We start from the raw sequence: 15467 nt of genomic DNA, 5'->3' as shown, positions 1-15467 counted from the left end.
GAGCGGATCACCACCACCCACGGGCTGATTCAAAAGCTCCACCCCCGGGTGGAGATCCAGGCCCCACGGCCGGACCGACACAGATCGCGGACCGTCATCAATCGCAGAGCGACACTGATCACGCACCGATACAGGTCGCGTGACGCAGATCACGACGGTTCACGGCATCGGGCGGCCCCCGCCAGAGCGTCCCCCCTCTGAAAGTCCGCGAGGGGGATGCGAGGGGGAACCGACAGTGCGCCGTGGGTACAAGTGGGTCGACCGCGAACTGGCCCGGATGGACCCGGACACCGACTGGGAGCGGATGATCTCGCTCTACGTCGGCCACCGTGTCCCCGAGTTCGCGCTGGCGATGATGGTCTATCCGGGCACCATGCGCATGATGCAGCCGAGCTTCGGATCCGCCACCCTGGCCCACACCGGGAAGCTGGAGACAAGGCCACAGCGGCGTTTCGAGGACGGCAACGCGTTCCTGACGGCCTGGATGGTGGACGGACTGTCGAGCGAGGCGGGCCGCGCGGCGGCGGAGCGGCTGAACCGCATCCACTTGGCCATCGCCCGCAGAACTCCCGACCTGCCCGGCAACTTCGACGACGTCGACGACTTCGTCTATCCCCTGGTCCTGCTGGCCACGTCCGCCGACCGGCTGCAGACCTCGCTGGGTCTGCCCGGTACCGGTGAGCACATGAAGACCGCCTGGCATCACTGGGCGCGGACCCTCTTCCGTCTCCTGGAGCGCGAGTCCGGTCCGCTGGCCGACGAGGCGTTCCCCGAGGACTGGGACGCGATGACCGAGTTCGCCCTGAAGTTTGACTCGCGACCGTATGAGGAGACGGAGTCCGGGCATCGTGTGGCGACCGCGATGATGGAGTACTTCGCGGAGCGCTGGTTCCCGGCCCCCTTACGGTCGTTCGGCCGGGACCTGACCCGGTATCTCGCCGGCGAGCGGGTCTGCCGACTCCACCGGATCGGCTGGATCGGCCCTCGCCGTGAACGCGCCGTCCGCGTCTTCCTGAAGTCCGCGTTCCTCGCCCAGCGCCTTCTCCCCGACTACCGCAGACCGCTTCCCGAACGGCTCCGGCAGAACCGCCGCTCCACCGGCCGAGCGCTCAGCTCTCCAGCATCTTGAGCGTCCGCCGATGCCACACCAGCGGACTCCGCTCGTCGTCCGACCTCATGGCCAGCACTCGCAGCACGATGATGTCGTGGTCGCCGGCCGGATAACTGTGCTCGACGGTGCACTCTAGCCACACCGGTGCGCCCTCGAGGAAGATCGCGCCGGACTCCGCCTCCACCGTACGAAGGTCGGCGAACCGGCCCGCCTTGCTGCGGGAGGCGAGTTGACGGGCCTTGTCGCCGTGGGCCTCGCCGAGGACGGAGATGCCGATGGTCGCCGCGCGGGACAGCACCGGCCAGGTCGTCGAGGTGTGCTGTACGGCGAAGGAGACCATGGGCGGGTCGTGGGAGACCCCGACCGCGAACGACGAGACGATCATCACGGTCGGCTCGCCGTGGACGCGCGCGGAGAGGGCCGCGACCCCCGCCGGGAACCCGGAGAACGCCCTCGTGATCTCCCCGGGATCCGAGATGATGCCCGCCAGATCCTCCAGGCCTTCCATTGCCGTCATCGTCGTGCAACCCCCGTCCGCATAGGGCCTCATGAGGCCTCCTCGGGCTTCATCAGGTGACTCCTGTGGGTAGTTGTGGCGCGGCGGACACGACAGGGCGTCCGCTTCCGGAAGGCTCGGTTCGGAGAAGCGCGCACGCGAGAAGGCAGAGCACCCCGACCGCCGCGAGCCCGCCGAGCGTGACCGCGTAGCCGTGGCCCGCCAGCAGAACGGCGCACACCGCGCTGCCCAGCACGGCGCCGAGTTGCTTCATGGCGTTGAAGGTTCCGGACGCCGCCCCGACCTCGTCCGGGCCGACCGAGGTCACCGCAGCGATGGAAAGAGGCGACCAGACAAAGGAGTTGGCGACCCCATACACCGCGAAAGTGACGGTCAGCGCGGCGATCGGGGCGTCCGTCGCGACGAGCACCGCCGACGCCCCGATGGACAGGACGAGCGCGCCGGAACCGATGACGGCGACCGCGCGGGACCCGATCCCGTTGTTGAGCCGGGCCGACACCGGCGCCCCCAACAGGCAGACCACGCCCATCGGTACGAGGGTGAGGGCAGCCGCCCCCGCGTCGAGCCCGCGCTCCCGCTGGAGGTACAGCATCAGCGGAATCATCGCCGACCCCGAGCAGAAGGCCGCGGCGGCACCGGCCCAGGCCGCGACGACGAACCCCCGGCTGCGCAACAACTCGACCGGCACAAGGGCGCGTTGACCGTCCCGGCGCTGAAGCCACACCACAGCCACCACGACCAGCACACCCACACCGACGAGCAACCACCGTGGCACGCCCAGCACTTCCGCCCGCGTGCCGTCCGTCCCCTGGATGCCGATCACCAGCGCACCGACCCCGCTCGCGTTCGCGCAGATCGCCCACACCGGGATACGCGCCTCCTGCCGAGGCAGCACCGGTACGAACACGGCCACGGCCACCATCGCGGCGACACCGACCGGAACGTTGACCCAGAACACGGCGGGCCAGCCTCCGGCAGCGACGAGAAACCCGCCGAGCAACGGACCGACGGCCACCGCCGCTCCCCCGACCGCGCCCCAGACCCCGAGCGCGACGGCGAGACGCGGCGGCCGGAACAGTGCCTTGATGAGGGTCAGGCACTGCGGGGTCATCAGCGCGGCACCGATGCCCTGCACGACCCGCCACCCGACAAGTGCCGTGATGCTGGGGGCAGTTGCGCAGAGCAGCGACCCGAGCGTGAAGGCCGCCAGCCCTACGAGGTGCACGCGCCGATGACCGTACCGATCCCCGAGCCGTCCCGCGACGACCAACGGCACCGCATACGCGATGAGATAACCGCTGTTGACCCACATCGCGGCAGTCTCGTCTGCGTGCAGTCCGCTGATCAGCGAGGGCAGCGCGACCGAGGTGATCGTGCTGTCGAGCAGCAGCATGAAGAACCCCGTGCACAGACTGCAGAGGGCGAGCCAGTCGCGCCGTACACCCGCACCCGCTGCAGTCATCTCAGACTGCCAGGTTCTCGCGCAGAGTTGAGCCCGCGTACGGGGGTGCGAGCGCACCCCGGCGGCGCAGTTCGGGCAGGAGCAGTTCGCTGATCGCGGCGAAGCCCGAGGGCATGGCCAGTGGGCTGGAGAACATGAAGCCGCCGCGTGATCCGGTCGCGGCGAAGTTCTCCTCCAACGCGTCGGCCACGGCGGCCGGTTCGCCGACGAGGCTGTGGTCCAGGCCCGTCGCCCGCCCCCGCCCGTGCGCGAAGAACTCGCTGCGGCTCATGGTGTGGTCCGCGCCGAACTCCGTGACGAGCGAGCCGACAAGACCCGCGGGACTCGCGTTGGCCGCCGCCAACTCGTCGCGCAGTTCGCCCAGTCGGAAGGAGGCGGGAAGCGTCGAGAAGTCGTAACCGGCGTTGTGCGAGAGGTAGGTGGCGACGGCCTCCTCGTTCCAGAACTCGTGCACCGCGTCGCAGCGCGCGAGCGCCTCGGCCTTCGTACGGCCGACGATCACTTGGGTCGCCCAGAGGATGCCCACGTGCTCCGGGTCCCGCCCCTCGGCGAGGAGCGCCTCGTCGAGCAGTTTGCGGTGGCGCTGCTGGCCGGCGAGGTTGCCGCCGAAGCCGAAGACGAGATCGGCGAACCGGGCCGAAGCGGCGATGCCCCGGGGCGAGTTGCCCGCCTGGATGATGGGCGGGTGGTACTGCGGACCGGGTACGGACGCGAGCGGACCCTTGACGGTGAAGAAGCGTCCCTCGTGGTCGATGGCGTGCACCTTCGCGGGGTCGGCGAACCGGCCCGTGCTCCGGTCGCGGACGATGGCGTCCGGCGCGACGGAGTCCCACAACGCCCGGCAGACGTCGATGAACTCCTCCATCCGCTCGTAGCGGAGATCATGGTCCATCAACGCGGCGAACCCGTAGTTGGCCGCGTCCGCGCCCCGCGTCGAGGCGACCACGTTGAAAGCGATACGGCCGCCGGTCACATGGTCGAGCGAGTTCAACAGCCGGGCGACGTAGAAGGGATGCATGAACGTCGAGGAGTACGTCAGCCCGAACCCGACCTTCTCCGTGACCGTGGACATCGCGGCGATCACCGGTGACATGTCGTGGCGCGGCCACTGGATGCCCCACTCGACGGCCGGTGCGATGCTGCCCCGCCAGGTGCTGGGGATGCCGCTGCCGTCGCCGAAGAACAGCAGGCCGACGCCCGCGCGTTCGGCGGTCTGCGCCAGTTCCATGAACATGCGGACGTCCGGGAAGTCCCGCCCGATCCAAGAGCCTTGGCGGGCCCAGGCGCCTTCGGTGTGGGTGAAGGAGAGGTCGTAGCCGATGTGCATGCCGGTCATGGCGCGACCTTCTTCCAGAGCCCGACGACCTCGTCGGCGTCGCTCAACACGGCGACGTTGAGGCCCAGTTGGAACAGGGCGGCGGCGTTGACGTGGTGCTCATAGGCGGCCGTCGTGTCCTGCGGTACGACGACGGGCCAGTCGAGTTGGACGGCGTCCTGGGCGGTCGCGTACACGCAGCACTCACTCGTCAGGCCCACGACGGTGAGCCAGTCGCAGCCGGCGGCGCGCAGCCGCGCGTCGAGATCGGTGCCGAGGAAGCCGCTGTAGCCGCGCTTGACCACCCGCAACTCCCCTTCGGCGGGCTGCATTCGGTACCACTCGGCACCGGGCGTCCCGATGCGGCACGGCTCGTCCGGGCTCATGGGCGCGTCGTAGTCGCCCTCGCGCAGCCAGTTGCTCGACCGCCACGGTCGCGCCGGGTCGCTGCACAACTCGACCCAGACGACCGGTACTTCGGCGGCGCGGGCGGCATCGACGAGGTCGGCGATACGGGTGACCGTCCGGTCGAGTGCGGCGAGCGCGGCCTCCGTCAGTCCGTACCCCTCCAGCCGGTCCGGATCGGCGAAGTCCCGCTGTACGTCGACCACGACGAGCGCAGGCCTGCTCTCAGGCCGTGCGAGCCGGGCGAGTTGTCTGTCGCGCAGGTCGGACATCAGGCCGCCACCTCGTCGCGGGCGCGCAGCGCAGGCAGCACGGTCTCGCCGAACAGCAGCATGTCCTCGTCGTACTCCGGGAAGATCAGCATGAGTCCGTCGAGGTCGGCCTCCCGCACGATGTACTCGATGTGCTCGGTAACCGTGCGGGCCGATCCGGCGACGTACGGCGTCTGGAAGGCCGCCTCCCCGTCGGCGCCGGCGGCCCACGCGCGGGCCTGGTCCTCGGGCACTCCCCAGGTGTGCCGCATATGGGCGAGCGCCTCGCGGTCGACGCCCACGCCCCACTCCTTCACCTTCTTGACGGCCAGCTCGTCGGTGTCGTCCTGGACGACGGTGAGCATCGAATACGTCTTGCACACACGCCCGTTGGCCTTCGCCCGGGAGTGGACGTCGGCGGAGAGGGACCGCATGTCGTCGAGGCTGTCGGCGGCGAGGAAGGCCCCGTCGGCGTACCGGGCCTGGAACCGGCGCGCGTCCTCGGACCGCCCCGCGCTGATGACGGTCGGCCGGGTCGCCGGATGCGGGCGGGACTCGCAGTCGACGAGATCGAAGTACGGGGTGCGCATGGTGACCGAGTCCTCGGTCCACAGCCGGGTGACCGCCTCCGTCCACAGCTCCGTCATCCGGTAACGGTCCTCGTGGCTCAACTCCGGGTCCCAGTCCCCGAATTGCTCGAACTCCCCCGCGTAGGAGCCGTTCACGATGTTCATCCCCGCGCGCCCTCCGGAGATGTCCTGCAGGGTGGTGAGCATCTTCGCCGCGACGGCGGGGTTGTGGATGTTGGCGTGCAGGGTCGCCCAGATCTTGACCGTGCTGGTCGCCTCGGCGAGCGCCGACATCATCGTCATGGACTCGAGCGAGCGGCCCCAGTGGTCCGTACTCCCGCCGAAACCACGCCACTTGGCCATCGACATCACGAAGTCGAGACCGATGCTCTCCGCGTGCAGGGCGGCACGCTTGTTGTACGCGTAGGTCGCCTCGGGATGCGGCGCGGTGGTCGACAGCATCCAGCCGCCGTTCCCGATGGGAAGGAAGATTCCGTACTCTTTCGCGGACACGTCACGGACCTTTCTGCGGCTCTTTCAGGGGCTTTTCGCGGCTCTACGATCGCTACGGCGCGGGCCAGACGAGCTTGTCGCCGCTGTAGATGTCCTTGACGAACGAGGTGTCGAACCAACTCTCGGCCTTGGCGGCGGTCACGGTGCTCGGCACGATCTTGAACTGGTGCAGCATGGCGACGAGTTGGGTGACGTTGTCGACGTCGATACCACCCAGCGGCTGTCCGGGCGTCGGGTTGTCCTTGACGACCTGCGTCTCGGTCTTCCAGATGGTCGCGTTGAGCTTCTTGTCGTAGGTCGGGCCGGACAACTTGCCCGCGTAGCCCACGCATTCGGTGATGTGCGCCTCGCTGGCGGAGCAGTACTCGTACGCGTGCAGGGCAGCCCGCAGGATGTCCTCGACAGCGTGCGGATGCGCCTTGGCGAACGCCGGGTTGACCGCCATCGCACCGATCGAGCTCGGGATCTTGTAGTCGACCGGCTTCCACACGGTGACGTCCTTGCCTGCCGCCTTGAGCTGGTTGGGCTCGTTCGAGATGAACCCGGTGAGCGCTTCGAGGCCGCCCTGCTTGCGCGGCAGTACGGAGGGGTCGTAGCCCTCCTTGACCAGCTTGAGCGAGTCCCACTTGACGCCGGCCTTGACCAGCATCGCCTCGACGGCGGCGGGAACGTAGCCCTTGTGGCCCACGACCTTGCCGTCGAGCTGGGTCAGGTCGGTGATGTCCTTGTTGGTCATCAGGATGTCGAGCCCGGCGTTCGAGTACGAGGAAATGCCCTTGATGTCGATCCCGTTGGCCTGCGCCTGGATGAGGTCCTGCTCGGATATCGCGGACACGGTCGCCTGCCCACCGGCGAGCAGCTTGGTGTTCTGCGCGGTGTCACCGGAACCGGGCTTGAGATCGACGGTGAGGCAAAGGTCCTTGAAATACCCCAACTTGGCAGCGGCGATGTATTCAAGGATCGAGACGGAGGACTGGAACTGGTACCCGGAGAGATACGTGATCTTCCCGGCGGCCTTGTTCTCGGCACAACGCTTCGCGGATATCGCGGACCCGGCCGAACCGGCGGACGTGCTGTCGTCCGCCCCGGACCCACATCCGGCGACTCCGAGCACCAACACGGCGGCGACGAGGGCGGATCTGGTGAGGCGAGAGTGAGGCATGGGTGACTCCAAACTGGCGATGTCGCCGGCGAGTTGGTGTGTATCCGGTACGTGCCGCGCCCCTATAGGGGCGCGGGGAACTGCGCGACCAGCCCCCACCGGCCCGCAGTTCACCACTCTGCTGTCAGTCAGTCGTGCGTGCTGTCATGCCAATGCAGCACGCGACGCTCGACCACGGTCACCGCGAGCAACAACAGCACGCCCATCACCGCAAGGACGAATATCGAGGCGTACACAACGGGAAGTTGATTCATCGAGGAGGCCACACTGATCGCGGTCCCCAGTCCCCCCGTAGACCCGGACGCCGACATCTCTGCAACCACCGCCCCGATGATCGACAGCGGAAAGACGATGCGCAGCGCAGCAAAGAGATACGGCAGGGCATTGGGAACACGCACATGCCACAACAACTCGACCCGGCTCGCATCCATCGTCCGGTACACCTGCAACACCTGCTGCGGCACCGACCGCAACCCCGTGGCCGTATTGATGAGAATCGGAAAGAAACAGATCAGCCCAGTGATGATCAGCTTGGGCATGGGCCCGAACCCGAAGGCCACAACAAGGGCCGGCGCAATAGCAACCAACGGGGTGACATTGAGGACAACCGCGATCGGCATCACCGCCCGCCGAACCAACGGAAGTTCACTGGTCAGCACCGCGAGGACGAACGCCCCGACGAACCCCATCCCCAGCCCAGCCGTGGCCTCACCAAGAGTGACAAGGGCGTTGTGAACGTAGTAGCCGAAATTACCGGAGAGCGAACTGCCGACGTCGGACAACGGCGGTAGCAGATAGGGAAGTTGTTCGGCCCCCCAGTGCCAGAGCCCGGCGAGAAGCGCCAGCATCACGACAAGGGGCGACCATACGGCCGGCCGGACCCACGCGATCCGGGACCTGGGGTGCTTCAGGCTGAAGCGGGACGGTTCGGCAGGCGGTTGCATCGTCTCGGCCGCCGGAGCAGCAGCGCGTTCGTCGGCTACGGTCATGTCCCTCACGCCCCCACTCACGCGGCTTCGCTGTGCCAGGCGCGCCGCAGCCGCTCTCTCACCAGGTCCTCGTACTCGTGGAACCGCCGTTCCCCGAAGAGCCGTTCACCGCGCGGCCGGGGCAGGTCGACGTCGATGCTCTCGACGATCCGGCCGGGGTTCGGCGCCATGACGACGACGGTGTCGGAGAGCCGTACGGCCTCGGACACGGAGTGGGTGACGAACAGGACCGTCGTCCGCAACTCCTCCCACAGGTCGAGGAGTTGGTCCTGAAGGCTCTCGCGGGTGAACTCGTCGAGCGCCGAGAAGGGTTCGTCCATGACCAGCACGTCGGGTTGCAGGCCGAACGCCCGCACGATCGCGGCGCGTTGGCGCATGCCGCCGGACAACTGGGCCGGCAGCTTGTGCAGGGCGTCGCCGAGACCGGCCTTGACGAGAAGTTCCTTCATGTCGGGGACGGCCGCGGCCTGCCGCTCGGCGAAGTCGGCGATGCGTTCACGACGCTTCCCCGCCCCCCGGTTGATCTTCTGCGGCAGCGTGACGTTCCGTAGGACGGACAGCCAGGGCAGCAGCGCGGGGCTCTGCGGCACGAGCCCGATCATCTTGGCCGCGCAGGCGTCCGCCGGTGTCACCCCGTGCACCAAGACCTCACCGAGGTCAGGCTGTTCGAGCCCCGCGACAAGACGCAGCAGCGTCGACTTCCCGCAGCCGCTGGGGCCGATGAGACTGACGAAACGGCCCGACGGCACCGTCAGGTGGACGTCGTCGAGGGCCGTGGTCGCGGCCGATCCGAACCCGTAGACCCGTCGTACCGACCGCAGTTCGAGTGCTGGCGTACCAGTCACCTTCACGCTCCCATCCATGTCGCGGGCACAAGTGCCCGATCCTGGAAGTCGGAGAGCGTGCGTAGCGAGTGCGACTGACTGCCACGCGGAAATCCGCTTAGGTGCCCCCGACCGTAGGAAGATTGTGTTTCGGGACACCGCAGTTGTCTGTTACGCGCGTTTTACGTCTGGCCGCGACGGAGGGGGCAGCGGAGCGACCGCAGTGCCGTCGAACACGTGGATCTCGATCCCGAGGTCGGCCGCGGCGCGCGCCACCCAGCCGCCGAGGGCCTGCACGATCAGCTCGGTGACCAGCAGTACCGCGCGCTCGGCGGTCGGCACGGACTCCCGCAGCCAGAGCAGTTTGAACATGTCCGCCATGACCTTGTTCCGGTAGGCGGGCTTGTACGCACCCTGGTTGCCGACCAGCTGGACGAGCACCCGGCACTCCGCGTCGATCCCCTCGACCTCGACACGGCTGCCGTCGGGCAGCATGAGCGGCTTCGGGCGCAGCGGCGTGCCGAGTCGGTCGCCGAGCGCGAGCAGCATGCGGCGCTCGATGGAACCCTCGGCGAAGCGGCTCCACTCGGTGGGGGCGTCCAGGACGGTCAGGTGCACCCGCCGCATCCTAGGAAAGGCCCGTTTCCCCCATGTTGCTTAGGCTGGACCACCATGAGATCCAGCGCAGCGACGAGGAACCACCGATGACACGACTCGACGGCCGGGTCGAGCGGGGCAACCGCACCCGCCGGCTGATCCTGCGCCGCACCGTCGACATCGCCTCCGTCGAGGGCCTTGAGGCACTCTCCGTCGGCCGCCTGGCCACGGAACTGCAGCTCAGCAAGAGCGGAGTGTTCGCGCTCTTCGGCTCCAAGCAGGAGCTGCAACTGGCCACCGTGCGCGAGGCCGCCCGCATCTACACCGAGCGGGTGATCAGGCCGGCCGCCGAAGTCCCGGCCGGGGTGGGCCGGTTGTGGCGGCTGTGCGATCTGTGGCTGGAGTACTCGCGGGGGCGGGTCTTCCCGGGCGGCTGTTTCTTCTACGGGGTCATCGCCGAGTTCGACGCCCGGTCCGGGCCGGTGCACGACGCGATGGTCGGCGCGCAGCGGGACTGGACGGCCCTGGTGGAGCGGACGATCGCCGATGCCCGGGACGCGGGCGAGCTGCGCACCGACACCGACATACCCCAACTCGCCTTCGAACTCGTCGCGTTGATGGAGACGTCCAACGCGATCGCCGTACTGCACGACGAGGAGAGCGCGTACCGACGGGCCCGGATCGGCATCGCGGCACGGCTGCGGGATGCGGCCACGGACCCTTCGACAGTCCCCCAAGTCCCTCAACTCCACTGATCCGCACCGCACTTCCACCTCCCCACCACTTCGGCCGAAAAACAAGTAGCACGACCGTTCGCACACTTTTAGGCTCAAGCACATGACAGCCACCGGAACGGACATCGTCGAACTCGACCGGATCGCCGTGTACGAGGCCTTGCGTGTAGTGGAGTCGGCGCAGGACGAGGACTGGGAGCGGGACACCCCCTGCGCGGGATGGGACCTGCGGCGGCTCGTCGCGCACATGGCCGCGCAGCACCACGGGTTCGCGGCCGCCGCACGCGGCGCGGGTCAGGACAGGGCGTACTGGCAGGAGCCGGAGGACTTGAGCGACCCGGCCCGGACGCACCGCGCGGCGGCCACGGCCGTCCTCGCCGCGTTCGCCGAACCCGGCGCCACCGAGCGGGAGTTCGCCCTGCCGGAGCTGGGCGCGAGCTTCCCGGGCCGGACGGCGATCGGCTTCCACTTCATCGACTACGTCGTCCACGCCTGGGACGTCGGCGCCACACTCGGCGTGAAGCTCGACCTACCGAAGGACGTCCTGGACATCGCTCTGGTGGTGGCCCAGTTGGTGCCCACCGACCCGGCCGGCCGCGGACCGGGATTCGCCTTCGCCCCGCCGCTCGACATACCGCCGGGAGCCGACCCGCTCGACGAGACGCTACGGCTGCTCGGCCGGACGCCGGAGCACTGGCCCACGAAGAGCCACTGAACTCGCCTCCTTTGCCTGCCCTTTGAGCAAAGCTGCCCTCCCTTTGAACAAGGCGACCTGCCCGCGCGTACCTCCTGGCACTGGCCAAGCGTCAACTTCTCCAACGACCAGTTGGTTTCCCCGGGAGGCTCCCTTGCGTCGTATCAACGGTACGGCTGTGCTCATCGCCGCCATCGTCGCCACCACCGGCGCGCTCGCCTTTCCCGTGTGGTCGTACGGCGACCGCGCGGGCACCGGTCAGGCGAACGTGGCGGCGGGCACCGTCAACACCCAGTGGGGGCCGCTGACGGCCGCCGACCGGGATCTGATCGTGCGGGTGCGGCTGGCCGGGCTGTGGGAGCTGCCGGCGGGCCAGCAGGCGATCGAGCGGGCACCCAGCCAGGCGATCAAGGAGGCCGGCGACCACCTCATCGTCGGCCACACCGACCTGGACAAGCGGGTGCGGATCATCGCGGCCCAGCTCAACGTCGCGCTGCCGAACGTGCCGAACGAGCAACAGCAGGGCTGGCTGCGGGAGATGAGCGCGGCGACCGGCGCGGAGTACGAGTACAAGTTCGCCAACCTGCTGCGAGCCGCGCACGGCAAGATCTTCCCGGCCATCGGCGCCGTACGGAACACCACCCGCAACACGCTCGTACGGCAGCTGGCCTCGGACGCCAACCAGACCGTGCTCGACCACATCACGGTGCTGGAGAAGACCGGCCGGGTCGACTTCGACGCCATCGCCAACGGGATCGCGAACGCCTCGACCGCCAGCCCGACCGGTCCCGCCGCTCCGGTGCCCGGCCAGGTGGCGCCCTCGGCACCGGCCGCCGAGGCGAGCGGAAACATCGGCGCCACCTCGCGGCCGTCCCCGGCGGCGCCCGGCACGGTCAACACCGGCCGACCGGATCCGGTCGACTCGAATGGCGTGCTGGGGTAGCCGACCGGGCCCCGCCCCCGAACCTCAAATATTGCTCTGAAGGTGCCCCGGACGCGGTTCGGGGCACGGCGCGGGGGCGATACCCCCGTCACGCCGGAACAGCGGCCTTGTGGAGTTGATGGATTCACTGGAGGACGGGGACGGACGATGGAGCGACTGGGGACGGGCATCGGATGGCGGCCGGAGATCGCGGACGCCGTGGAACGCATGCCGGGCATCGACTGGGTCGAGGCCGTGGCCGAGAACGTCTGCCCCGGCCACCTCCCCGACTCGCTGCTACGGCTGCGCGAGCGCGGCGTGACCGTGATCCCGCACGGCGTCTCCCTCGGCCTCGGCGGCGCGGACCGCCCGGACGAGGGCAGGCTCACGGCACTCGCCGAACGGGCCGAGGCGCTGGGCTCGCCCCTGGTCACCGAGCACATCGCGTTCGTCCGCGCGGGCGGCCCGCTGACCGCCTCCCCGCTCCTCGAAGCCGGCCACCTGCTGCCCGTACCGCGCACCCGGGACGCCCTCGACGTGCTCTGCGAGAACATCCGCATCGCCCAAGACGCGCTGCCCGTACCCCTCGCCGTCGAGAACATCGCGGCGCTGCTGGCCTGGCCGGGCGAGGAGATGACCGAGGGCCAGTTCCTGTACGAACTGGCCGACCGCACCGGCGTACGCCTCCTCATCGACGTCGCCAACCTGCACACCAACCACGTCAACCGCGGCGAGGACCCGGCCAAGGCCCTCGCCGAACTCCCCGTCGAGGCCATCGCGTACGTCCATGTCGCGGGCGGCGTCGAACGCGACGGCGTCTGGCACGACACCCACGCCCACCCCGTCCCGGCCCCGGTCCTCGCCATCCTGACCGACCTGGCGTCCCGCGTCTCCCCGCCCGGTGTACTGCTGGAGCGCGACGACAACTTCCCCGAACCGGCCGAGCTGGAGCGGGAGTTGAGGGCGATCCGCGGGGCGCTGGTGAAGGGGCGGGTGCGAGCCACGGGCGGTGAGCAGCCGGCACGCGTCACGGCCCCGGCCGCCGCGCCGCAGGCCTCCGACCCTGCCCGCCAGCGCCTCGCCCTCGCGCAGACCGCCCTGCTCTCCGCCCTGGTCGCCGGCACTCCCGTCCCCGACGGGTTCGACCGCGTACGGCTCGGGGTGCAGGCGCGGGCGCTCGGCGTGAAACGGGCCGACGTCGTGGCGAAGGTGGCTCCCGAGCTGCCGGAGATTCTCGGGGACGGGTACCGGTCGGCATTCCTCGCCTACGCCCACACGCACCCGATGACCGGCGGCTACCGGCGTGACGCGCTGGACTTCGCCGGGCAGTTGCTGCTCGCGGGCGGGCCCGAGGACGCCGAGGTGCGGCGGGAGTTGCGGGAGTGGTGGCTGGAGCGTTCCGGGCCGATCCCCCGGTCGACGCGACCCGCGGTCCGGCTCGCCCGCGCCACGAGGCGGGTGTTGCTGCGCCGTTGACGGGGTGCGGTATGGCTGACGAGGGGCCTTGGAAGCTGACAGTGACTCCACAGTAATATTGCGGTTCCGCACGAGAAGCGCACTCACGTGCGGTGCCGTAACAGGAGGCATCCCATGCGACCGCGACCCCCCGTAAAGGGCCGAGGCATTTTCAGTGGCACCGGCGTCATCGTCATGGGCCTGACCGCGACCCTGGCCGCCATGATCTTCCCGGTCTGGTCCTACGCCGACCGGTCCGGGACGACCGGCGCGAGCGTGCTCAGCGACCAGACCGTGGCGACGCAGTACGGGCCGTTGTCCGCCCTGGACCGGGACTTCGTCACCAGGGTCCGGCTGGCGGGGCTGTGGGAGCTGCCGGCCGGTCAACAGGCCGAGGAGAAGGGCACCACCGCGGCCGTACGGACGGCGGGGCAGCATCTCATCGACGGCCACACGTTCCTGGACGAGCGGGTGCGCGACGTCGCCGCCAAGCTCGGGCTGCCGCTGCCGAACCAGCCCAACGCGCAGCAACAGCAGTGGCTCGCCACCCTGAACGCGGCGCAGGGCGTGGACTTCGACCGCAAGTTCGCCAACATCCTGCGCCTCGCGCACGGCAAGGTGTTCACGGTGGTCGCCCAGGTCCGCGCGACCACTCAGAACTCCCTGGTCCGCGCCCTCGCCGACGACGCGAACACGACGGTCCTGGACCACATCAAGGTCCTGGAGGCCACCGGGTACGTCGATTTCGCCGAGCTGGCCCGGGACATGGCCGCGACGAGCGCACCCGCTGCCACCAACTCCCCGGTCCCCGGCGTCGATCCCGGCCAGGTGGTCCCGCTGGCCCCGTCGGTCTCCCCCACCTTCGGGCTCCCGCCGGCCGCCTCCAGTCCACCGCCGTCGACGCAGCCGTAGAGCGGGTTTCGGCCGTGGTTGGTTTCCGGACAACCGGAACGTCACATACAGACAACGCTCCGTCCGGATTGTGAACAAGGCATGGCGTCGCACTGGGCCTTTGGCATAGAAATTTGGCATGTTCTGGGTCCTTCTCCTGCTCCTGGCCTGGGCCGTCGCGGGCACGGCCTGCACACGGCTGTGCCTGGCCGCCGTCAGAGCGGCGGCCGTCGACGCGGACGACGCGGGCAAAGGACACGATCTGACGCTCTACGAGGCGGCGTTCCTGTCCGGCGGTCCCGCGCGGGTCGCCGATCTCACCCTCGTCTCCATGGCGCGGCAGCACCGGCTGCTGCTCGCCCACACCGGCTGGGCGACCGTCGTCGACCCGCGCGGCCGGGACGCCATCGAGCGGTCGGTGATAGGGGCCATCGGGCCCGAGGGGCAGTCCCGGATCGCCCCGGTGCGGGCCACCGCGGCCGCCACGGACGCGGTCCGCGACGTCGCGGACCGGCTCGTCGACGCGGGTCTCGCCGTACCGGACGGAAGCAGTACGACGGTTGCGGCCGGCGTCCGACAGGTGCGGGCCGCCGCGCTCGTCGTGCTCGTACTGGGCGCGACCGCGCTGTTGACGCCGGGGGCGGAAATGCCGCGCGGGCTGGTCGCGCTGTGGTTCGCGCTGCCGCTCGCCGTCACGCTGAGCTGTCTGGCGATCGCCCGGGTCGAGGTGCACCCGTACTCGCGCTGGGCCTCCCCGGCCGGACAGCAGCTGCTCGGCGCCTTGGCCCGGCACGCGGGCGGCGGCGCCGACGACCGGACGTATCTCACCTCCGTCGCCGTGCGCGGTATCCGCGCGGTCGGCGAACCCGATCTGCGGGCGGCCTTCGCGCACCGGGAGCAGTTCGACGTGTGGCGCCGCTGACCACAGCGTGAAAGCGCTCCAGGGGGCGCACAGGGGTCATTGGGGCCGACACCGGCCCGATGGTGCTTGCCTTCGCCAACGACCGAACGAAACATCCCTTTTGTTGCTGCCGTGCTCCGAAGGGATACCCCACC

Annotated in this window: 16 protein-coding genes; 7 read left to right on the top strand and 9 right to left on the bottom strand. The window is 69.5% G+C overall.

The annotated features are described in order from the left end of the window. The first annotated feature begins 235 nt into the window (after positions 1 to 235). Positions 236 to 1129, top strand: a complete 894-nt coding sequence (locus tag OO70_RS31200; RefSeq protein ID WP_043678402.1) for an oxygenase MpaB family protein — start codon at positions 236 to 238, stop codon at positions 1127 to 1129. Here OO70_RS31200 and OO70_RS31195 read toward each other — a convergent pair. The 9 genes from OO70_RS31195 to OO70_RS31155 all read right to left on the bottom strand — a co-directional run bounded on the left by OO70_RS31195 (position 1110) and on the right by OO70_RS31155 (position 9745). Further along, positions 1110 to 1661: a flavin reductase family protein gene (locus tag OO70_RS31195; protein ID WP_234336983.1), complete on the bottom strand. Its 552-nt coding sequence runs from the start codon at positions 1659 to 1661 to the stop codon at positions 1110 to 1112. The two genes, OO70_RS31200 and OO70_RS31195, sit on opposite strands and share 20 nt — an antisense overlap. Positions 1662 to 1680: 19 nt before the next feature. After that, on the bottom strand, positions 1681 to 3090 hold the full coding sequence (locus tag OO70_RS31190; RefSeq protein ID WP_043678397.1) for an MFS transporter: 1410 nt from the start codon (positions 3088 to 3090) through the stop codon (positions 1681 to 1683). A gap of 1 nt (position 3091) precedes the next feature. Next, positions 3092 to 4426 carry an NtaA/DmoA family FMN-dependent monooxygenase gene (locus tag OO70_RS31185; RefSeq protein ID WP_043678395.1) on the bottom strand — a complete coding sequence of 445 codons (1335 nt, stop codon included), beginning with the start codon at positions 4424 to 4426 and terminating at the stop codon, positions 3092 to 3094. Further along, complete coding sequence (locus tag OO70_RS31180; RefSeq protein WP_043678392.1) at positions 4423 to 5082, bottom strand: cysteine hydrolase family protein; 660 nt, start codon at positions 5080 to 5082, stop codon at positions 4423 to 4425. The genes OO70_RS31185 and OO70_RS31180 overlap by 4 nt, the downstream gene beginning before the upstream one ends. Further along, a complete protein-coding gene (locus OO70_RS31175) occupies positions 5082 to 6143 on the bottom strand; it encodes an LLM class flavin-dependent oxidoreductase (protein WP_043678390.1) in 1062 nt (353 codons plus the stop codon). The genes OO70_RS31180 and OO70_RS31175 overlap by 1 nt, the downstream gene beginning before the upstream one ends. Positions 6144 to 6195: 52 nt before the next feature. Next, positions 6196 to 7305, bottom strand: coding sequence for an ABC transporter substrate-binding protein (locus OO70_RS31170; protein ID WP_043678388.1), 1110 nt, complete (start codon positions 7303 to 7305; stop codon positions 6196 to 6198). A gap of 128 nt (positions 7306 to 7433) precedes the next feature. Beyond that, positions 7434 to 8294: an ABC transporter permease gene (locus OO70_RS31165; RefSeq protein WP_043678617.1), complete on the bottom strand. Its 861-nt coding sequence runs from the start codon at positions 8292 to 8294 to the stop codon at positions 7434 to 7436. Between the two features lie 17 nt (positions 8295 to 8311). After that, on the bottom strand, positions 8312 to 9139 hold the full coding sequence (locus tag OO70_RS31160) for an ABC transporter ATP-binding protein (RefSeq protein ID WP_234336982.1): 828 nt from the start codon (positions 9137 to 9139) through the stop codon (positions 8312 to 8314). Between the two features lie 150 nt (positions 9140 to 9289). Continuing rightward, positions 9290 to 9745 carry a hypothetical protein gene (locus OO70_RS31155; RefSeq protein ID WP_043678384.1) on the bottom strand — a complete coding sequence of 152 codons (456 nt, stop codon included), beginning with the start codon at positions 9743 to 9745 and terminating at the stop codon, positions 9290 to 9292. 77 nt (positions 9746 to 9822) lie between these two features. Between OO70_RS31155 and OO70_RS31150 the strand changes: the two genes are divergently transcribed. The 6 genes from OO70_RS31150 (at position 9823) to OO70_RS31125 (ending at position 15333) form a co-directional block, all read left to right on the top strand. Beyond that, complete coding sequence (locus OO70_RS31150; protein WP_043678380.1) at positions 9823 to 10470, top strand: TetR/AcrR family transcriptional regulator; 648 nt, start codon at positions 9823 to 9825, stop codon at positions 10468 to 10470. 82 nt (positions 10471 to 10552) lie between these two features. Next, the gene (locus OO70_RS31145; protein WP_051741763.1) at positions 10553 to 11164 is read left to right on the top strand and encodes a TIGR03086 family metal-binding protein; all 612 of its coding nucleotides are present in this window, start codon (positions 10553 to 10555) and stop codon (positions 11162 to 11164) included. A 133-nt stretch (positions 11165 to 11297) separates the two neighbouring features. After that, a complete protein-coding gene (locus OO70_RS31140; RefSeq protein WP_043678377.1) occupies positions 11298 to 12086 on the top strand; it encodes a DUF4142 domain-containing protein in 789 nt (262 codons plus the stop codon). A gap of 147 nt (positions 12087 to 12233) precedes the next feature. Beyond that, positions 12234 to 13541 (top strand): DUF692 domain-containing protein, encoded by a 1308-nt coding sequence (locus OO70_RS31135; RefSeq protein ID WP_043678374.1) that lies wholly within the window; start codon positions 12234 to 12236, stop codon positions 13539 to 13541. Between the two features lie 114 nt (positions 13542 to 13655). Further along, complete coding sequence (locus tag OO70_RS31130) at positions 13656 to 14432, top strand: DUF4142 domain-containing protein (protein ID WP_043678372.1); 777 nt, start codon at positions 13656 to 13658, stop codon at positions 14430 to 14432. Between the two features lie 118 nt (positions 14433 to 14550). Next, the gene (locus OO70_RS31125; protein ID WP_043678370.1) at positions 14551 to 15333 is read left to right on the top strand and encodes a TIGR04222 domain-containing membrane protein; all 783 of its coding nucleotides are present in this window, start codon (positions 14551 to 14553) and stop codon (positions 15331 to 15333) included. The last annotated feature ends 134 nt before the right edge of the window (positions 15334 to 15467 follow it).

It is taken from the genome of Streptomyces xylophagus, assembly GCF_000716435.1.
In the GTDB taxonomy this organism is placed as follows: Bacteria; Actinomycetota; Actinomycetes; order Streptomycetales; family Streptomycetaceae; genus Streptomyces; species Streptomyces xylophagus.
Note: the sequence above shows the minus strand (reverse complement) of the source record. Positions and strands in the feature narration are given on the sequence as shown.

Coding starts and splice junctions, on each gene's coding strand:
- OO70_RS31155 (WP_043678384.1), bottom strand. CDS start 9,745: ATGCGGCGGGTGCACCTGACCGTCCTGGACGCCCCCACCGAGTGGAGC.
- OO70_RS31190 (WP_043678397.1), bottom strand. CDS start 3,090: ATGACTGCAGCGGGTGCGGGTGTACGGCGCGACTGGCTCGCCCTCTGC.
- OO70_RS31150 (WP_043678380.1), top strand. CDS start 9,823: ATGACACGACTCGACGGCCGGGTCGAGCGGGGCAACCGCACCCGCCGG.
- OO70_RS31195 (WP_234336983.1), bottom strand. CDS start 1,661: ATGAGGCCCTATGCGGACGGGGGTTGCACGACGATGACGGCAATGGAA.
- OO70_RS31185 (WP_043678395.1), bottom strand. CDS start 4,426: ATGACCGGCATGCACATCGGCTACGACCTCTCCTTCACCCACACCGAA.
- OO70_RS31125 (WP_043678370.1), top strand. CDS start 14,551: ATGTTCTGGGTCCTTCTCCTGCTCCTGGCCTGGGCCGTCGCGGGCACG.
- OO70_RS31135 (WP_043678374.1), top strand. CDS start 12,234: ATGGAGCGACTGGGGACGGGCATCGGATGGCGGCCGGAGATCGCGGAC.
- OO70_RS31165 (WP_043678617.1), bottom strand. CDS start 8,294: ATGACCGTAGCCGACGAACGCGCTGCTGCTCCGGCGGCCGAGACGATG.
- OO70_RS31145 (WP_051741763.1), top strand. CDS start 10,553: ATGACAGCCACCGGAACGGACATCGTCGAACTCGACCGGATCGCCGTG.
- OO70_RS31180 (WP_043678392.1), bottom strand. CDS start 5,082: ATGTCCGACCTGCGCGACAGACAACTCGCCCGGCTCGCACGGCCTGAG.
- OO70_RS31170 (WP_043678388.1), bottom strand. CDS start 7,305: ATGCCTCACTCTCGCCTCACCAGATCCGCCCTCGTCGCCGCCGTGTTG.
- OO70_RS31130 (WP_043678372.1), top strand. CDS start 13,656: ATGCGACCGCGACCCCCCGTAAAGGGCCGAGGCATTTTCAGTGGCACC.